13 protein-coding genes are annotated in these 20,546 nt (G+C 45.1%); 1 reads left to right on the forward strand and 12 read right to left on the reverse strand.

Translation table 11 applies throughout. The features are described 5' to 3' along the window. Nucleotides 1-84 precede the first annotated feature (84 nt). Nucleotides 85-1,008 (reverse strand): ketopantoate reductase family protein, encoded by a 924-nt coding sequence (locus tag HQN88_RS18380; RefSeq protein ID WP_173115137.1) that lies wholly within the window; start codon nucleotides 1,006-1,008, stop codon nucleotides 85-87. A gap of 148 nt (nucleotides 1,009-1,156) precedes the next feature. On the opposite strand from HQN88_RS18380, the gene HQN88_RS18385 reads away from it, so the two are divergent. Next, nucleotides 1,157-1,708, forward strand: a complete 552-nt coding sequence (locus HQN88_RS18385; RefSeq protein ID WP_173115140.1) for a TetR/AcrR family transcriptional regulator — start codon at nucleotides 1,157-1,159, stop codon at nucleotides 1,706-1,708. Between the two features lie 125 nt (nucleotides 1,709-1,833). On the opposite strand, the gene HQN88_RS18390 is transcribed toward HQN88_RS18385, so the two are convergent. From HQN88_RS18390 to HQN88_RS18440, 11 genes are all read right to left on the reverse strand, one after another. Next, a complete protein-coding gene (locus HQN88_RS18390) occupies nucleotides 1,834-2,670 on the reverse strand; it encodes a Gfo/Idh/MocA family oxidoreductase (protein ID WP_173115143.1) in 837 nt (278 codons plus the stop codon). Between the two features lie 114 nt (nucleotides 2,671-2,784). Further along, on the reverse strand, nucleotides 2,785-4,317 hold the full coding sequence (locus HQN88_RS18395) for a type 2 periplasmic-binding domain-containing protein (protein ID WP_173115145.1): 1,533 nt from the start codon (nucleotides 4,315-4,317) through the stop codon (nucleotides 2,785-2,787). Nucleotides 4,318-4,427: 110 nt separating this feature from the next. Further along, nucleotides 4,428-5,348: a carbohydrate ABC transporter permease gene (locus HQN88_RS18400; protein WP_173115147.1), complete on the reverse strand. Its 921-nt coding sequence runs from the start codon at nucleotides 5,346-5,348 to the stop codon at nucleotides 4,428-4,430. 30 nt (nucleotides 5,349-5,378) lie between these two features. Continuing rightward, nucleotides 5,379-6,284 (reverse strand): ABC transporter permease, encoded by a 906-nt coding sequence (locus tag HQN88_RS18405; protein ID WP_173115225.1) that lies wholly within the window; start codon nucleotides 6,282-6,284, stop codon nucleotides 5,379-5,381. Nucleotides 6,285-6,633: 349 nt separating this feature from the next. After that, the gene (locus tag HQN88_RS18410) at nucleotides 6,634-8,235 is read right to left on the reverse strand and encodes a response regulator transcription factor (protein ID WP_337995162.1); all 1,602 of its coding nucleotides are present in this window, start codon (nucleotides 8,233-8,235) and stop codon (nucleotides 6,634-6,636) included. 17 nt (nucleotides 8,236-8,252) lie between these two features. Next, nucleotides 8,253-9,869, reverse strand: a complete 1,617-nt coding sequence (locus tag HQN88_RS18415) for a glycoside hydrolase family 10-like protein (protein WP_173115148.1) — start codon at nucleotides 9,867-9,869, stop codon at nucleotides 8,253-8,255. Nucleotides 9,870-10,446: 577 nt separating this feature from the next. Next, a complete protein-coding gene (locus HQN88_RS18420) occupies nucleotides 10,447-13,665 on the reverse strand; it encodes a discoidin domain-containing protein (protein WP_173115150.1) in 3,219 nt (1,072 codons plus the stop codon). 87 nt (nucleotides 13,666-13,752) lie between these two features. After that, a complete protein-coding gene (locus tag HQN88_RS18425; RefSeq protein WP_173115152.1) occupies nucleotides 13,753-16,863 on the reverse strand; it encodes a glycosyl hydrolase family 95 catalytic domain-containing protein in 3,111 nt (1,036 codons plus the stop codon). A gap of 46 nt (nucleotides 16,864-16,909) precedes the next feature. Beyond that, nucleotides 16,910-17,782 carry a carbohydrate ABC transporter permease gene (locus HQN88_RS18430; protein WP_173115154.1) on the reverse strand — a complete coding sequence of 291 codons (873 nt, stop codon included), beginning with the start codon at nucleotides 17,780-17,782 and terminating at the stop codon, nucleotides 16,910-16,912. Between the two features lie 12 nt (nucleotides 17,783-17,794). Beyond that, nucleotides 17,795-18,772, reverse strand: a complete 978-nt coding sequence (locus HQN88_RS18435; RefSeq protein WP_173115156.1) for an ABC transporter permease — start codon at nucleotides 18,770-18,772, stop codon at nucleotides 17,795-17,797. 88 nt (nucleotides 18,773-18,860) lie between these two features. Then, on the reverse strand, nucleotides 18,861-20,501 hold the full coding sequence (locus HQN88_RS18440; RefSeq protein WP_173115159.1) for a type 2 periplasmic-binding domain-containing protein: 1,641 nt from the start codon (nucleotides 20,499-20,501) through the stop codon (nucleotides 18,861-18,863). Between the last annotated feature and the right edge of the window lie 45 nt (nucleotides 20,502-20,546).

Consider the following 20,546-nt stretch of genomic DNA (forward strand, 5'->3'; position numbering starts at 1 on the left):
TATGCGTAGCCGCTTCTGCACCCGAGCTCATCGATATGTCGATGAACTCGGGTGCTTTGCTTTGCCGGCACCATTAGTGCGAAATTACTGAACATGCATGTCCGATTTGATATCATGCTGACTTAAAAATTTCATTAAATCATTCTTCAGTTGCACAATCTCATTAGTGGCACTATTCGCAAAATCCGGCAGCATCATATCACTTACCATTTTAGTTCGCAGCCATGCCATAAAGAAAAGATCCAAAAATATGTTTGGAAATATAAGCGCCATTCTAAGCATTGGTGGATCAATTGAGACACCGGCTTTTTGTATTGCCCTTAGATACGTTTTTAAAGTGACTGTTATTTGGCGTGCTGTCTTTCTGGTTCTGACTGTTTTTTTGTCAATTACTTTATTCTCAGAATGCAAAAAGCTCAACAGGGCAATGTCTGCTACGGAATGTGTGATTAGATATGCTTGCATATCCTTTTTAATAACGTAGGGAAGCTTTGCTCTTTTAAATATTTTTGCGAGGTTTTCTATGCGCTCTGTCACTACGCCATTCATTTCACCAAATACAGTTGCCACTATAATCTTTGGCATAAATCGAGCATACAATACGCCATCTTTAATCTGTCCGCCGAAGCCGGGAAAAGCTGGTAAAAGTCTATCCCCTACGATATTCAGCCACGAAGAGAATCCAATTGAATTATTCGTCATCGTAACGATATGTTTGCTTTGATTATCTTTTAGTGCTAACAACGCGGATTCGGACCGATCATAACGAACGGTAACGAAAATAAAATCGTATACATCGTCATTTTCGAGCGTATCAATGACATTCACTTGTATGGATCTAACTGTACCTTTTTCTTTATATTGCAGGCCGTTTTCTCTTAATGATTTAAATCTATTAGATCGCGCAAACAGGCTAACGTCAAACCCTGCTTCAATAAGCTTAATTGCATACATGCTCCCGATAACACCTGCACCAAAAATTAAAATTCTTTCTTGCTTTACTGACATGAAAACCACCCCTACTTATGAACATTATCTTTTGATTATCAGACAACATGTTGTATGATGTGATTGTAAATCTTTATTATTCCTCGATCAACCATCAGTATTTCAGTATTTGTCGGATGATCTTCTTATTCGCCAGTAGGAGGGAAACATGAAAAAGCAACCCCAAATAACAGAGAAAACGAGACAAAAGTTTGTAGAAGTTTTTTGTGAGTTATATAGCCAAAAGCCGATTGAGAAAATTTCGATTCAGGAAATTGCGAATGAGTCAGGATTTAACCGCAGCACCTTTTATCAATACTTTACTGACATTTACGAATTGTTAGACGCTGTTGAAAATGACTTAATAAATGACATGAAAAAAGAATTGGCGATGAAAGAGCTCTCGATGCATACGATTCAAGATACGTTCTATTGTATGGACGATAGAGAACATCTCCTGGCTCTTAATGCTCTTTTGGGTGATTACGGAAGTACCCGTTTTTTAAAACGTTTAAAAAAAGAAATCACTTTGGATCAATTAGAATTAAACGTTCCGAAAAACCACTCCTTAACGCCATACTTCATTGAGTTTTACCTGACAACTTCCCTTTCTTTATTTCGTCTTTGGCTCCAGCGTAAACAGGATTTATCGTCAGAAGAATTTTCCAAGTTAGTGGAAAACCTATATGCAAGAGGGATTACGCCCTATTTTAAAGAATGAGTCTGTCATTCAAACCAATGAAACATCGTCAGTCTACAACTTTATTTGCTCCTTACACTTCCAGACCTAAAAAAGATCCGGCCCCCTCCAGAAGAAAGGTGCTGGATCTTTCTATGCGATACGGCTTACGGCAGCTGCAGCCACTGATATGGCGTCTTCGCAGCCTTCATGCCGACTTCTAGAATCGTTGCAATCGCTATCGTTTCCTCATGGGAAACCGGCGGCTTGCCCGACTCGAAAAACCCAACCAAATTCTCGATAAATGCTCCGAAGAAGTCCGACTCAATCTTTAAAAATTTTGACTGCCCTCCATCATAATAAAGGGCCATACTAAATGGACATTCCCAGCCGTATTGATGAAACATCGCTTGCCGGCCATCCCCATATCCAAGTATCAACGCTGGCGTTCGGTCCGTGCCCACCCACATCACACGTCTCACATCCGTCCCCATCAAGGAGACGATTGGCTCCACCTGATGAATAGCATAGTTAGCAAACATCCCTGGCCCTAAGCTGATGATGGACTCGATACCTTGCTTCTCGATACCTGCATACTCCGCTGCAAACCGCAGTGCAGAGGTCGAATACATCGGAGTTCGGTGCTTTTCAGCGAGCTCAAACATCCGCAAGGCAGCCGCTCGATCAGGAGCGAACGTTTTATCAATATAAGTTGGCTTGCCCGACTGCAGGGCCAGACTTGCGAGTTCTTCGTGATACTCAGGGTGATCCGGCGAAAGAACGACCAAATAATCACTTTGCTCCACAACTTCCTCGATGGAATTAAGCAATTGTATCCCCTTCTTCTGGCTCCATTCCCCATTGCTAAGCTTCCCATCCACATTCGTTTTCCCATATGCATAAGTAACCTGCATACGTCCACTCGAAGCCTTATCGATCCAGCCAGGATATTTCTCCGCATGCCACTCATCTAGAAAATAATCAATAAAACCAATCTTCTTCATCTCAAACTCCACTCCTTTTGGGCAAAATAACCGATTTTACCGTCCATATTGGACAGATAGATGCACTTATCTAGAATGAAAACCCCCACGGCATTACCGCAGGGGATTTCGCTGCTACTTCTTATTTGCTGCGTACCATTCATTGGCCGCTTTGGTCATTTCTTCTCCGCCATCTGCTTTCCATTGCGTTACAAACTTATCATAGTTTTCAAGTGGTTCTGCACCTGTGATGTATTTCAAGAACGTATCTTCCATCAGCTTTTGCAGCTTCAAGTTGTATTTTCCAATCGCCTCCAATGGTGGCGCAAAAGCAAGTGGATCTAACACAATGTTACCTTTGGCAGCTTCTTGAATTTTATTGAAGGAATCCGTTAAGATCGGATCTTTGCGAACACGCGCCTGCCAGTAGATTGGGTAATTTTTCTCATCCACACCTGTTAAGAACGTAGAAGCATTGTTATATTCATCATTGAATTTCGGCAGAATCGGGAAGTAATTGCCGTTTTCCAACTTATAGTGAACGCCTTCTTTGCCAATCGCCGCTTCTTTAAAAATATCTTTATCGAGCTTCAGATCCAAATATTTAATAATATCTTCTTTGTTCTCTGCCCATTTCGGTATACCCACATAGAAGCTGATCCCTGCGCTGCCCATGACCTGGACTTTGCCATCGTCCCCCTTGAAGTAAGGGAAGCTGCCGATTTTGGCATTTGGCGAATTTTTCAGCAGGGCATTTTGCACAGTTGGCGCGTTAAAATAAGCATTTGAAATGATCGCCGCTTTACCGCTTGTGAAATTCTCGATCACTTTATTCGCTTGGTTCAGCGACCATTCCTGATCAATCAATTTCTCTGTGTACAGCTTTTTCATGAATTCCAAATATTTCTTCATATTCGGATTCTCAACGGAATTTACCAATTTACCATTAACATCCTGCCAACCGGTTGTAGCAGTACCCTGAACCATCGGGATGCCAAAAGTAGGCAGCACTTCAGGTAGAAGTGGACTTTTCCCACCGGACATTCCGATGACATTTTTCTTTTCTTTCAACGTTTTCAAAACGGTATACAATTCATCACGTGTCGTAGGTGCTTTCAAGCCAAGTTCATCCATCCAATCCTGACGGACGATGAGCTGTGTATTCACAATGGTTCCTGAACCTGTTTGCGGTATGCCGAAAATTTTGCCATTTAACTTCGCACCGTTCCAAGAGGTTTGTGAAATGACATTCTTCATATTCGTACCATATTTGTTAACCAGCTCATCAATCGGCTCCAGCGCACCAGAGGCAGCAAGCTTCGAATATTGAGGTCCACTGAGCAGCATGTAGGCATATTTCTCTTTGTTCGCCATGAGTAAATTGAGCTTATCATCCGGATTTTCAACTGGCAGCATGTCGTAGGTCACCTTGTAGCCCGTTTTTTCATTCAGGAACTTGGCTACGACTTCGGTATTCGGATCAAAACGCGCATATTGCAGCAGTGCTTTGAATTCAGGCTTTGGTTTATTTGCTTCTACGGTTGCAACAGGAGCTGTAGATGCAGCTGGCGTTGTAGAACTGCTAGTGGTCTGACTGGATCCACCACAAGCCGTAATCCCTGCTGTCATCGCTGTGATGGACATGAGAACTAACATTTTTTTTACCATGTAAGAGCCTCCCTATTTTTCCCTTTGAGTATGGATACTGCCATATACCAACGATCATGGAACCCTTGTAGAGCTGGCCCACCACCACCCTTCATGATTGACATGTGACCTTATCCCTTTACAGAGCCAACCAACACACCTTTAACAAAATATTTCTGTAAAAACGGATACACGCATACGATCGGAAGTGTAGCTAGAATAATTGATGCCGCCTGAATTGACTGCGGCGATACGTTCAAGGATGCATCGACATTCGTCCGCATGAAAGTATCCGTGGAGGAGACGAACAACTCCTTCAAGTACAATTGCAACGGCTTCAAATCTGCGGAATTAATATAGATAAGTGAAGTAAAATAATCGTTCCAGAACGTAACCGCATAAAATAAGGCAATCGTTGCAAGTACAGGCATGGAAAGAGGTAATATAATTTGCCCAAATATCCGCATGTTGCTGGCCCCATCCATCTTGGCCGATTCCTCCAGGCTGTCAGGCAGGCCTTCGAAGTAACTTTTAATAATGAGCATATTGTAAACGTTAATCATGTAGGGCAGGAAGAGAACCGGCAGTTTATCAATGAGATGCAGCTTGTGCATGAGCAGATACGTCGGAATCAGGCCACCGCTGAACAACATTGTAAATAAATACATAAGGATGAACAGCTTACGTCCCCTTAATCTTGGTTTGGAGAGCGGATAAGCGGCAAGCGTCGTCATGAACAATGCGATGAGTGATCCAACAATCGTTACCGTGATGGAGATCGTAAATGCACTCAGAAACATCGAATTGCTCGCCACATACGTATAGGTTCCTATTTGAAAATCAATTGGATATAGGCTCACCATCCCCGCAACAACGGCCGCCTCACTACTTAGTGATTTGGCAATCAGGTTAATAAACGGAAAAATGGTCGATAAGCCCAAAAGAATAAAGAATAAGTGATTGGCCACAGTGAAAATTTTCTCGCCGAGCGATAACGGGATGGCTGAGGACTTTCTGCTGGACCTAGGTTGTAAACTGCTTTTCAAATTCATCTCAGATCCTCCTTATGCTGAATGCACCGTTTACCAGATACCTCGTCCAAAAAACTTCCGGGCCAGCCCGTTACCTGTAAGAATCAAAATAAAGGCAACAACGGATTCGAAAACCCCTACAGCTGTTGAAAAGCTATAATCCTGTTCGCCGAGTCCGATCCGGTATACGTACGTGCCAATCACGTCTGCGACATTGTAAACACTGGGGTTATACATGACGAGGATTTGTTCCGTTCCAGCTTCCAACACATAACCCAGACGAAGTATGAACATGAGTAAAATAATTGGTATCAAGCCAGGCAATGTGATATGTACAATTTGCTTCCATTTATTGGCGCCATCGATCTTAGCTGCTTCATACAAACCAGGATCAATACTAGCTAAGGCAGCCAGATAGATAATTGTATTCCAACCTGTTTCTTTCCAACCTGCCGTCCCAATGAGAACAGAACGAAAAATCTGACTGTCTAAGAAAAATCGAATGGGTTCGCCGCCCATGGCGACGATGATTTTGTTCACGATACCACCATTCGTGGAAAGTAGATCGATGAATAATCCGCTGACAATGACCCAAGACAAAAAGTGAGGTAAGTAGACGACGGTTTGAACGCTTCGCTTGAACGCCATGTTTTTTAATTCATTGAGTAGAATGGCAATTACGATCGGAAGGGGGAAGAGGAACAAAATTTTGTAAACGGAAATGAGCAACGTATTCTGAAATACCTGCAAAAAACTTGCTGACGAAATCAACTTATCGAAATGCTTCATACCAACCCATGGGCTTGCTGCCATCCCATCGAAAATATTGAAATCCTTGAACGCAATGATAATTCCGTACATCGGGGTGTACTTGAACAGCAGGAGAAATGCGATGCCAGGCAGGAGTGCGAGATACAAATCCCAGTCTTTCCTGACATCGATCCACAATTGACGCATATATCTTTTTTTAACATTTTTATTGATGGATAGGACCGTTTCTTTCGTTGTGTTCGTTTCGCTCAAGGTGCCTCCTCCTTCGTACTCTCTTTCTAAACCTAGTGTATCATCCCCCGTTTTAATGCGAATTAGAGGAATATTACTTGTTTTGGTACTTTCATAACTTCTCGAGTAGGAAAATGAAAATACAACGCAAGCCGTCCTCTTAGGTCGCGAGTCCTTATCACTAGAGTTAGTCGGTTTCATCGACTAACTCACTTTCTAATAAAGAAGTCAACTTATAAATTCTGAACATAGAAAAAACCTTCCCAAGGAATCCGAGAAGGCTACTGAACGTCATATTTAGCTATCAATTACGTATTTCCCCAGGTGTGACACCCCAGTATTTACGGAAGACTCTTGTAAAATAGCTAACATCTCTGTACCCTACGGCGGATGCAGCATCGTACACACGTGAACCCTCTTGAAGGATTGCTTTGGCCCGCTCCATTTTGCGTTCCATCACATAGGTGGAGAATGCTTTACCCGTTTCCTGCTTGAATAACCGGCTTAAATAGGAGGAATTCACATACATCCTGTCTGCGACAGCATGCAGGGTCATTTCCTGATCGATTTCATTTTCCACGAGACTAAGAATGGTCTTGATCATGCCATGACTGGTCGATTTGCGCCTCTGGCCTGCATAGGTTAAATAGGCCTTGATCATCCGCTGCAGCCAGAAGAAGATCTGTTCCTTGGACGCCAGCTCCGAATGGTTATGAAAATAAACATAATCCTCGCCAGCTACTTCCCGGACGGGCCATCCCTGCTTTTGGATCATACCGACGAATAAATATGTAAAATACAGAATATGCTCACGAATTTCATCTACGGTCTCCGCTTTCGCCATACCGCCGTTCCAAAGCGCAGTTAACATGTCTAATGCTGTATCCCCATCACCTGTTTCAAGGGCAATTTCCAGTGTTTTCTCATGGTTGGGCTGAAAAGTCAGTTCTGGCTCTCGCCCTTGCTCCGACCGGTAGGGGATTGCAAGATCATGACCCAGTACTATTCGATCTTGTAGGGCGCGCACAGCTTGAACATAGAGCTTATTCATATCTGCTAAGCCGCCGGTCATCCCGCTAATCCCGGCACTCGCACTAAGTTTGAGACAGCTTTTTACCGTGAATAACAGTTTTTCGGTCAAAGCATTGATTTTTTGCAGCGCTACTTTCGGTTCCTCATCACGATCCATTAGAAAAACAATAATCGTACATCCCGCATAGTTGGTAGATACCCAGCAAAGCGTAGACGCTAGAGCCTCCCTTACGATACTGCTGAGTGAGAATTGGAGCAGTGACATGTCCTTCCTGCTGAATCGGTTGTCCGTCTCTGAGATTGGATCCATATCCACGATGGTAACGGCATAAGTAGCATCATTCTGCAGATCTAATTGTAGATCTTTACATTTCTGACCAATCTCCCAGTTTTCGTACTTCCCATTCAACATGCCTTGGAAAAATTCATTAACTAAGTAAGGAAGATGAAGCTTCCATTTCATTTTCAACTCATCTTCGTTATGACGCTGCTCAAGCTCGCTTTTCAACTTTTCTGCAGCTTCGAGTACGGTCTCCAAAATTTCTTCATCGCCTGCTGGCTTTAATAAATACTTCATAACACCAAGTCCCAGTGCCTCTTGTGCGTAGGTAAAATCATCATGTCCGCTTAGTACGATGATTTTCAATAAAGGATCCACTTGGCGAAGATGTCTTGCCAGCGTTAATCCATCCATTTCTGGCATCTGCACATCCAGCAAAATGATGTCCGGCTTTTTACGGTCAATGATTCGAAGGGCTTCCGCACCATTGCCTGCTTGACCCACAACTTCGATACCGTGCCTATCCCATGGAATATTATTAGCTAGCGCATTTCGGAGACGGATTTCATCTTCTACAATTAATAAATTCATCATGAGACCTCCGTTCGGATTTATTTCACTTGTTTTATCTGTGCGTAATGTAGAAGCTCTTGAACAGCTGTTAATGTGTTCCTCAATTGTTCCACGACAGCAGGATGAATCTTCTCATCCACTTGAAGTTGGAGCAGCAATTGCTTGAACTCCGTTAACTTTTCCTCCAAAACGAAAACTACCTCGTCTCTTCTCACAGCTTCAAGCAACGCATCCAAACAGTCACTGAGGGCAATCGCATTGTGCTCATGAATCGCAAGCCGTGGCAGATAAACTTGTTCCATATCTGTTTTTACTGCTTCCAACAAAGCTTGGATGGCGCGCAGTGGAAACATCCCTGTCGAAATCGCAGAGTTTCGCCACGGTCCTAATCGTAGAGCGCGAATCGTTTCGTCCGTCGCTTGGCCAAAGGCGAATACGACCGTGCCCATGTCGATATCCTGCGCTGCTAGCACTTGTTCTATCGTTTCCTGTGCGTCCAACTGCGCATACATCGGGTAAATGCCGGTGTAGACAAGATTACCAGGCATCAGCTCTATTTTATGCAAATGAACAGAGGGTCGAACCTCAGAGGCTGTTGCATGATAAGCCTGCGGGATAACAACATCAACGTGCTGCGACCAGTTACCAATTTTAGTAGACTCCGCACCGGGTTCAGGTGCAGCCGATACAATTAAATTCGGGCTGATCCGCTTCATCTCCTTGTACAACTGTGAAACAAAATCGTCTTCCAGTTGCTCAAGCCACTTCGACCATGTCGTCCTAAGCTCCTCCTGCTCCCTAGAAATCTCTAATGGATCCGTTCCATGTTCACGCTGAAAGGCTTCACGAGCATACAAGCTGAAACAATAGTTATCTTGCCAATCTTCCTCCGTATGCGGGAATCTCATAAAATCCAAATTAATACCTGCAACTGTGTACGTAGAAACAATCTCTTTCGCAATATCCAAGAGATACTTACGAACAGAAGGATTGGTCAAATCTAGCCAAAAGTAACCTGTCCCCTGCTGAGGAACTGGCTTCTGTGAATGAGCTTGCCGATATGATAGCGCAGCCCATGCTGGATAGGCTCGCAGCACGGGGCCACCCGTCGTGTCGACACCAACCATGAACCCGTCCATCCACGCATGAACGGAGATGCCTCGAGACTTTCCCTCCTGAACGAAAGCTTCCAAAGGGTCATACCCGCGAAACGCTGGATGCTGCGCCTCGATACCATGTATCATCGCCGTATGACTTGGATAAATCGTATATCCCCACAGCCATGTCTCCAGGTACAGCTCATTGAAGCCAGCCGCCTGTACGCGATCCAAAGTGCGAGCCACTTCTTCACGGCTCTTCTCTACGGGACGGTACCAGACTCCTCGCGCCTCCGCGACTCTACTGGGCAGAGAAAGCAGGTACGCCTCCCATGCCTCCGTTGATGCAAGTGTCGCTTTGGCTAAACATCCCTCCGTATCGGTTGATGCTGCCTGTCGCGCCTCATCAAGCAGCCGATCAGCTCTCGCTAGATGATGTCTAGCCAAGTCATAAGGCGCGTTGATATAGCGCTCCCAATTCGTCTCTATCAGCCTTTGCGCCCTAGCAATACGCGTTTCTACCTGCTCTAAACATCGTGCGGTTTCCTGATCAGCCATGGCTTAAGCTCCCCTTTTAGCATGTTTGGTATAGAAAATAACATATCCATCCGGATCTTCCTAGGGGGATTTGATGACTTCCTTTGGTAATTTGGTGTGGATGAACAGAGAAAAAGCAAGTTGGTCGGGAGGGTATGATTCGTGCCAATGGCTATTTCAACTCACAGAGGAATATCCTAGCTTCCGAGAAATTCGATTCAATGCAGCTTTCAAATTGCTTCTAGGTGGCTTATGATTGTATACTGACTACCAATTCGAATCTAGATGTATAAACTACAGCTAATTTACCTGAATCTGACGTATTTGGATGATTAGATGGAAAAAGTACATTTGATTTGCATGATATTTGAATAGTTGAGTGCTTCTAAGGAAATTAACTACAGGAAATACAGTTAATCTTCCAAATTCGAGAATTCCACTTCAATTAAATGGAGAAAATCCAGTTACTTGCGGAAAAGCATGTTTATTACTCCTCGCATCGGTCATTAACGGAAAAAAGAGGCTATTTCAAAAAGTCGAAATCGACTTTTGAGATAGCCCCTTTTTTCAATACGTTCGTGTCGAGAATCCAGCTGTATTAATTGTATACCTTAAACTCATAAGCCGAAGCACTTCCGCCACTGTAACTAGAACCCGTTACGGTAACTTTGACATACCTATAAGTGGCACTAAAAGTATCCGTGGTCAAGCCTTGCGTTGTATTACTCGTTCGATCAAGGATGGTTGTATACGTCACATCGTCATTGCTGCCTTCAATTTTGTAAGCATATGACCTTGGATAGGTCGTGCTGTTGTACCAGTAGCTTTCAAGCTTGGTCAGTGCCATGGAGCTGCCGAGATCGACTTTCCACCACTGCGGATACGTGTTGGTGACTGCTGCCCACCGAGTTGTCGTTGCATTTCCGTCGTTGGCATTGCTAACATCATAACCCGTTTGGATGGAGCTAGCCGTCGTTGTCTTGCTCTGTGAAACAACTTGCCCAGTTGGGTTGGTTCCTTCAAACACTCTAAATTCATAGGCCGAAGCACTTCCACCGCTGTAACTGGAGCCCGTCACGGTAACCCTGACATATCTGTATGCGGCATTGAATGTATCCGTAGTTAAACCTTGTGTCGTATTACTACTCCGATCAAGGATTGTTGTATACGTCACATCATCATTACTTCCTTCTATTTTATACTGGTAGGATCTAGGATAGGACGAGCTGTTGTACCAGTAGCTTTCGAGCTTGGAAATCGGCATGGAACTGCCTAGATCAACCTTCCACCACTGCGGATACCTATTCGTAACGGCTGCCCATCGGGTAGACGTCGTGTTCCCATCATTGGCATTGCTTACCTCATTGCCTGTTTGAAAAGAGCTTGCCGTGGTTGTCTTGCCTTGTGAAACAATGCCTGTACCTGTAGTCGCACTTACAGATGAACTCCACATACTTGAGCCTTGGCTATTCTTGGCCCTTACCGTATACGTGTGTGTGGAACCAGCCGAAAGCCCTGCATGTGTATAGGGGCTGCTTACGTTATTAACCAATGCGCCATCAACAATCAGGTCATACCCGGTGGCGCCTGTGACATTATTCCAACTGACGTTAATCTGAGACATGGAGGCTGAAGTCGCAAGTAAACCTGTTGGCATCGATGGTACATTCGGATTTGAGGCTACTGGGGTAATCGTCATTGCCTGTGGGTTACTTGCCCCAAACTTCACACTCTGTATACGTGCTTGACCTGAGGTAAACTCGACACCAAGCGCACTAGCTCGGTTTACCAGTCGATAAGTCGTTAAGCCATTCAGACTTGTATTCGTTGCCGCTGCGATCGTGGCGGCAGAGGAAGATGGTGTGAGATAGGCAGGTGTTGCGTTTCCGACAGGCAAAAGATACCATTGATCACTGCCGCTTGCTGCGCCATTCCCACCATTTCCGCTCGGATTAGCATTTGCATCGGCTGCACCAGTTATCACCGTTGCCCCCATCGCCCGCGTTGCTGGCGCCGTCGCCCCAGCCACTTTCAAATACTTACCTGTGGAGATATTCTGTAAGCGATAGAATCCGCTGTTCTTAGAAGTATCGAATTCATCAGGAACAGGAACGAATTGCCACTGCCCAGCAGTTCCATCCTGGATGGCCGTTCCACCTATGTTAATCGTATACGCCGTGGAAGCTGAAATCGCTGTTCCATTTTGATCCTTTGGTGGATTATAGGCTGAGTAGTACGTCTGCCCTGCACTAGGAACTGCTGTTGTATAGTTCTTTTGAGAACCCGATAAATCCGAAATCGTTCGGAAAGAGTTCCCGCTGACTTGTTGATTGGTCAAACTTCCTGTATCCAGTTGAGACAGATAACTACCTACCGTAGAAGGAAGTTTACCTACTACTTTGAATGCGTCTGGTTTGCCCAAATCATCCGTCTCGTAAACGTACCCGTCGTAACCAACAGAGCGGTATTTGCCACTATAAGCATTATAAGAGAAGGCATTTTGATATTGGGTATTAACGGGAAGAAATAAGCGTTGTGTCGCTGTATTTTTAAATACGGCATTGCCGCTTGACCCCGCTTGAATGGAGGTCAGGTATCCCGTGGCGTTGTTTTCCTGGTCAATCCAAACTTGGTTGTTTTTAATGTAAATCGTCATTGTCGCATCCAGTGCCGGATCCGAGTAGGAGACAGAGGGAGTGCTGGTCCCGCTTGCATTTTTAATCGTGCCATTGGTCTTATTAGCCGTATACGTGTTGCCTGCGAGATCTTGGAAGGTGAAATCTCCACTGCTTGTTAGCTTCGTATAGGTAATGTTCAAGGCTGAACCGTCCATGCCCGTACCTGTTAAAGACAGACTGTCAGTAGCTGGTGTATAGCTGACGGTCAGATTATGATCACTACCAGCACCCATTGGACTACCGATCCAACCTGCATAACCTTTCAGTGCAGAACGCGTCCATGTCCCGTTGTACCAGACATCCCAAGAGCCTTCGGCCATTTTGGCAGAGATTGGTGATCGAGCGAGACTGAAGTAAGTAAGAATGTTGCTATACCCTGGTTTCCAATTAATGTGGTTATTGTAGAGTGCGTAGAAGTAACCGTTTACATTATCAACAAAAAAACGTGTGCCAGCCACACCGTATGACCAAGTCGTGCCAGGGAAATTCGTACTAGTTGCAGCCTCATTACTATCGTTCCATGGCGAAGTCGCAACCTGCCCAATTAACTGCCAGGTAGCTCCTTTATCTGTCGAGTAGGTGGATAGAACCCGATTGTTGTGGATACCCGTGGCAATCCGCTCATTGTTCGTCGGGTTATTCGTCGCAAATGGCGAGAATTGATATTCATCATTAATCAATGCATACCAGTAACCTGTATCTGGATCAATCCAGACGCCAATGCCATCATTATGGTCATCTTGATAAGGCGTTGGGATACCATAGGCTTCGTCTATCTTATAATTGAACGTTCCCGGCCGATCCCAATACGAATTATAAATCGTTGTCGTACCCCAATTCGTGTTTAGGGCTCCCATGTCCGTATTCGTATTGTATTTAATCCACGAACCTCCGCTGTCCGATGCCGAGTAGTCAGCTAGTGAATACATCCAGTGAAAATCCCCGTCTTTGTCGACGAACGCAGAGCCAGCAATATCTGCTCTGCCCGATGTGAGACTTGGAACGGCTGTATGCTGTACATACGTTGGGAATTTCTCTGTCGCAGCAGAAGCTGTCTGTAATCCCCCCACTGCTTGTATCGTTAGCAATGTTAGAATAGCAAGTGATGCTGTCAATTTTACTTTTTTAAGCGCACGCATACTGTAACCTCCATGTTATTCATATTGGCCCCGCAACAATCACTTAACCTACCTCAGAAATAACTCACCCCCTTTCAGTAATTCCTTCTATAAGTACGTGTAATTTTTATTGATAATCAACACGTTTACTCGCCACGACATGCCATTGCAGCTGTTGAATTTGATTCTCACATATCCATCCTTTCTCTGTGTGACGGGCAGTATCTCCGTGGCAAATTGCCCGCCTTTCAATGCCAATTCAGGCTTCCACGTAATTTGCCCAACGACTTCAAGCTCCGTGTAGGACGGTGCATCATTGTCGCCAGTTACGAATAGCAAATCATAACGTCCCTTCGGAAGCTCCACGATAAATGTGGCTTCACACGTTCCGCCGATAAAGTCCCTGCGCAGCTCGTCAGGCACTTCACGATCCATCGCTTCGAGATGAATCCTGTTTTCCCATCCGATCCCGGTATAAGACTGGAACACGGTTTCTGGGGTTATTTTACGAAACGTTTGACCGAGAACGCCTTCCATATGGACCTGTCTTGGCAGCACATGCGTATATTCTTTCTCCAATACATGCGAGGCTACGCCAAAATCAAGCCGATAGGCAGCCAGTCTGGATTCTCGATGATTACCTGAATAATAATCGAAAGTAAAATGGTCAAGCATTCGGTAGTGCTGCGTGTCTCGATTTTTGCCAAGGAATACTCGTCGATGGGTATGGGCTACATGAACCAAGGGATCATTCTTCTTCACCGTTAGACTAGTGGACTCTGCTGCATAGTGCTCAGGCTGAAAAGCTGTCAACACCGGATGTATGGCGTACTCCCCTCCCTGCTCGGTCTCAAATGAAATACATTCATTATCCTGCACGACATCAATGGTACGCCACGTAGAACCGACTTTACATAAAACTACGAAGTGTTTATCCGTATCAAATGGGTTACGTAGAGTAACCTTGTTCCCTGCCTTGCTTCGGATCGTCACCCAAGTCGTGCGACCGTCTTTCCTTTCTGCACTCACTTCAAATGCCCCTACAGCAAGCAATCCCTGAAAGGAGCAATCGCTCCATTGCTCATATGGCTTTACCTTCTCCGCCACATGATGGTCATACATACCAATGGCCCGTTCATGCTCAGGCTCGCCCGAGGGTAATGCTGGGAACACCTCAATCACGCCTTGATAACTTTGCAGTAACATTTCGTTCACCGCAGCTACCATTTCTCCCGAAGCCTCCATCATATGTGGATGATACAGAGGTTCATTCGTGATGTTGCAGTAGTTCATCCAACGTTCGGTTTCTTCTGCAAACAGACCGTTGCTGCGGAGTGACAAGTCAATGCCTTGCTCATACAGCAGTCGAAGTGCCGTATTTCCCTTGCCTAATCTAGAGGCGGTACAGGAGAGCCATCCGAACTGAAACATGCCAAATTCCGTCTGATGTTCCGCATAACGAAGCGTATTCTCTGCTCTTTTCCTCCATGTAATTTCACTATTTTTATTGATTTCCCCGATCGGATAAATCGGCATAAGCAGCGAAGGATGCCGCAAATGCAAGTCAACAGGTGCCCACTCGGAATCCCGCAGGACATCCCCGTAGCGCTTGGAATCAGCTGTAGGATAAGGAGCCAAATTATCAATTAAATGTTTCCACTTCAGTTGATCGGCCTCATCTTCGCCTAGTCGTTCGTTCGCTTCAATCGCGATTTTCAAGACATAGTTGACTGTCGATAGACTACAGGTTGAGTTTCGGGTCAAAGGCCCCTGTTCCGGCGAAATATCCGGGAATATCTCATACAAGCCTGACTTCGGATTCACCTGCAAATAGCCTTCGAAAAAGCGTGCAATCCCCTTAAATAACGGGTACGCTTTAACCTTAAGGAAATCATGGTCCATACTGTATCGGTAGTAGTCCCACAGGAATTGCGCACACCAAGGCCAAATGCTGACATACAGCGCATGCGGGTAATCTCCGGCAATGCCTTCCAGACCATGAAACTGCCTTGACATCTGTGTCGCTAGATCAACGTAGGATAGCAGCCCTTCATTGAAAGCTTCCGCAACTTCGAGATGATTAGCCGTATAAAGCGGCCAAAACGCCGCTTGAATATTCACATCCCAATACCACATGCTGCCCCATTTGGTCGGCTGTTTAATATCCCATAATCCGTTCAAGCCGCATGCTTGCTCGCGCATTCTGCCGCCTTTTCCGCTACAGCAGGCGATCGCATATAAATTGATGTACCAGAGTTCTTCTACCATTTTATCCGGCAAAATGATAGAGGAACGCGACCAGAAACTGAGCCAATGATCTTGATGATAGGCTATTCGCTCCTGTACTTGGGATGATGCCTCATTCAGTCTCCTTTGAGCAGTAGGAAGCAGTTCCTTCGTTTCCTCCTCCGTCACCACGGTAGCCAGCAAGGTTATTTCTTCCTTTGCATCCTCAAGAGCAATTCGGAGGGAGCCTTCCGAACTATCGATTCGGCCCCTGGCTCCGATTATCTTCATCATTACGATGAAACTGAAGGGTTCATATTGTTCCTTATTCTCACCATCGGGATAAAAGCTGCCTTGGTAGTAGAAAGTCGTTTCATTCAGCCCACAATAGATCACATTCATATCGACATATCGCCCTTGGGGAACTGCCAGCGTAACAGCTTGCAACAAGGATGACGCTGTTTGCTTGATCTCTGTGATGACCAAGTCGCCATCCTGCGCAATTCTCGTCTTCACGTCAAGCTGCTGATGATCCTTCGCCACATGCAGGTGAACTACAGCCTTTTCAACATCAAGCCTTAAGGAATATTCATCAGGCTGTTCCAGCTCCGCTGAAGGAAAAAGCCCTATCTCACCAGTTGGGTAGTGCGATGTTCCGCCAGAAGCCTTGCCATATTTCCTGTACATACTATTGGCAGATAATGCATCACCATATAGAAATATGGGTCCCTGCTCAGGATTACGATACCTTTCTGTTGCCAGTGTGCTCAGTTCATCCGATGTCCGTCCATATTGTCGTGTATAATCAGGCCCATCCCCATTGCGGTACTTCTGACTGTAACGATGGAGCTTCTGATAATAAACCTCATAATGATTCAGCGCTAGTGTCAGTTTGTTATCCTCGAAATAGGCCATGCCTCCAAAATGTCCGTTACCAATCGGTAAAGCCTCATTCCAGCTGCTCGGCGCATTCTCGTATGTAACGCCTCTCACATAGATCTCTCCTTCTGTCCATCTTTCGCGGTGATACGACGTGTATCTATTCCTTAATGGCCCCAATCATCACGCCTTGCACAAAATACTTCTGAAGAAACGGATACAAACAGATGATAGGCAATGTCGAGACCATGATCGCAGCATACTTAATAGTTTCTCCGATTGCATATTTATCGTCGCCTCCACCGGACATCATGGAATCCGTATTGTTCGAGATCAGAATTTCACGGAGTACTAACTGGAGGGGATAAGCTTCCCTATTTCGCAAATAAATGAGGGCGTTAAAGTAGGAATTCCAATGTCCTACCGCATACCACAAGATCATAACGGCAATGACCGGCATCGAAAGCGGGATGACAATGCGGAATAGAATCTTCCAATCTCCTGCGCCATCCATTCTAGCGGATTCCTCCAAACTGACTGGGATGCCTTGAAAAGAAGTACGCATAATAATCATATTGAACGTGTTGATCGCACCTGGAATGAGAATAGCCCACATGGTATTCATCATGCCGAGATCATTCACGAGCAGGTAACTAGGAATAAGTCCCCCATGAAACACCATCGTCACGACGATAAAAAACATGATGATATTCTTGAAGTAGAGATTCGGCCTGGACAATACGTAAGCGCCAATTGCCGTCATAAGTAGGTTTATCGCCGTACCGAGAAATACGTATACGAGCGTGTTCTGATACCCTTTCACGATCATTGGGTTCTCGAAGACGGCTTTATAGGCGCCAAGATCAAAGCCTGCTGGCCACAGCATAATCCCCCGTTGCTGCAGTAGCGATGTCGCATCACTAAGCGAGGCAAGTGCCACGTACAAGAATGGATATAAGGTGACCGCGCAAAGTATGAGCATGAATAATAGGTTGAAGTAGCCGAATGTGCGCTCTCCACGGGTTAGTTTCATATGCAAATCTCCTTACCACAGTTTGTTCTCACTAATCCGCTTAAAAAAGCTATTGGCCGTTACGATCAGAATAAAGCTGATCACCGAGTTGAACAGACCCACAGCTGCTGTAAAGCTATAACTTGCTTCTAGTACCCCTTTGCGATATACATAGGTCGATATCACGTCGGCTGTTCCGTAGGTCAGTGGATTGTATAACAGGAGCACCTTTTCACTGCCAACCGTCAGCATATTCCCCATTTGCAAAATGAATAAGATAACGATTGTTGGCATGATGCCTGGTATCGTAATATGCAGCGTCTGCTTCCAGCGGTTTGCGCCATCCATCCTGGCTGCTTCATACAGTGTTGGATCAATAGTAGACATCGCCGCCAAATATACGATGGAGCCCCAGCCGATGCCTTGCCAGATGCCAGAGGAAACGAATAGAAAGCGGAACCAGCCTTCTTTTTGCAAGAAATCAATCGATTCGATGCCAAAGCTGCCTAGGATTTGATTTATGAGTCCATTACGGCTCAAAAAGTCAATCATCATCCCTGCCACAACAACAATTGAAATGAAATGCGGCAAATAGGAGATAGACTGCACGACTCTTTTGAACACGCTATGGCGGATTTCGTTAAGCAATAACGCAAGAACGATCGCTGCCGGAAAGCCGAACAGCAAATCATACAAGTTAATTAAGATGGTATTCTTGATTAATCGCCAGAAGTAAATCCCGTTAAAAAAACTCTCGAAATGTTTAAAGCCCACCCATGGACTTCCCAAAATCCCTTTCGCTGGGGAGAAATCTTTAAACGCAATTTGCAATCCGTACATCGGTCCATAATGAAAAATTAAATAATACGCAATAACAGGAATGGCCATGACATAAATGGACCAATGGCGTTTCAAATCCCTACGTATGGTTTCCAGAACAGTCGGATTGCGATAGGTTTTCGTTGTCTTTATGGCCTGTGCGGCCTCTATAGGTGCATGGCTTTGCCTCATCGTTTCCCCTACCCTTTCATTCAGTGTCTCTACTTAGAAAAAGGGGATAAACCCTAATCGCCTTGTTCATCCCCAGTTACACCATGCCTTAGCGTTTGTTAAAACGCTCCAAAGCCCCTTGCTGGATCTTCGTAGCATCATCGATGCCCATGCTCTTAATCTTTTTCACATAGGAATCAAAGTTATCAATCGGTTCCACACCCATGATGAATTTCAACAGCATTTCGTCTTGATACGTTTGGATATCCGTCACGATGGAAGCAAACTTGCTGCTTTCATCCTGCGTTGGAGAGACGAGCGGAATCTTACGCTCTGCTGTTGGTTTCGACCAAATTTCCAAGGCTTTCTTCTGCTGTGGCAACGCGAGATATTGCATTTGGAAATTATCGCTCAGCACGAAAGGCGCACTCCATGTCGCACGATTATATTTGGCAATCGATTGTTGAATACTTGTTCCTGCTGGCGGGTTCAAAATTTCTGGTAAGAAGGTTGCTTTGCCGTTCTCCATCTTATAGCTCGTACCTTCTACACCGTAGTTGAACAGCAGATCGCCTTTCTCTCCATAAGCGTAATCGAGCCATTTCACCGTTTCGATTGGGTTTTTGTTCACTGCCGAAATGGCTGCCCCAACACCGTTATAGGCAAAATCCTTTTGTCCCCAAATTGCTTTGTCGCCAGCTTTCAATACCGGATATGGAGCTGCTTCCAAATCGAACTTAGGATCTTTATCCTTCATGAGACCGGCATATTTCCCAATGCCCCCGCCATTGAAGGACGCCGTTGCCCCCAAGAGGTTGGTCGTCATTTTGTTATCAAATAATTTATCGTTCGGAGCTGCGAAATCCTTATCCAGTAAGCCTTCCTTGTACCATTTGTTCATAGTTGCCAGGAATTCCTTATATTCAGGCTGAATCGGACCGTATTTAACCGTGCCGCCATCTTGATAGAAGCTGTAGTTAATGCCCCATGCGCCTAGGAAAGGAGCGTCTGTTGAGAATAAATTTTTATCCAGATAGATTGGAATCTCATCCGCTTTGCCATTGCCATTGGGATCTTTTTCTTTAAAAGCTTTCAGCACGGTATACCACTCGTCGATGGTTGTCGGCATCTTCAACCCCAATTTATCCAACCAATCCTGGCGAATAGATGGACCGAAGAACACTCTGACTTTATCATCACCACGCAAGAACGGGAACGCATAGATGCTTCCTTCATCTGTGGATATCTGCTTTTTCCAATCTGGATGTGCAGCTAGCAGCTTCTTCAGATTCGGGGCATATTTATCGATGAGATCATTCAGCTTAATAATTTTCTTATCTAATATCGCTTTTTCCGGTCCGCCTGGATAACGAATAACGGCTCCGCTTGTTGCTCCCCAACTCGCTTCAATGACATCCGGCAGCTCATTTGTCGCAATCATGAGATTGAATTGCTCTTGTGCTTGCGGTACCTCAAGTGGTGGATGCTGAAAGTCAACCTTGACCCCAGTAGCTTTTTCGAGCTCCTTATACATGCCCATTTCTGCGTATGTTTTCATTTGACCTGAGGCTGCCGAGTGATTAGCTACCCAATACGTTAATTTCGTCAATTTAGGCGGTTGCGCTTCTGTACTTGACTGGGGCGCTGCTGATGAGTTAGTGCTACCCGTATCATCACCGCATGCGCTTACCGAAATGACTAGTGCAGATAGTAATACAACGGATCCAGCTTGTTTTAATGTTTTCTTCATTTTTCTTGCCTCCCTTTATATGAGTAACACTAAGCTTGCTTGGAA

Source organism: Paenibacillus qinlingensis (assembly GCF_013204845.1).
GTDB classification, from domain to species: Bacteria; Bacillota; Bacilli; order Paenibacillales; family NBRC-103111; genus Paenibacillus_E; species Paenibacillus_E qinlingensis.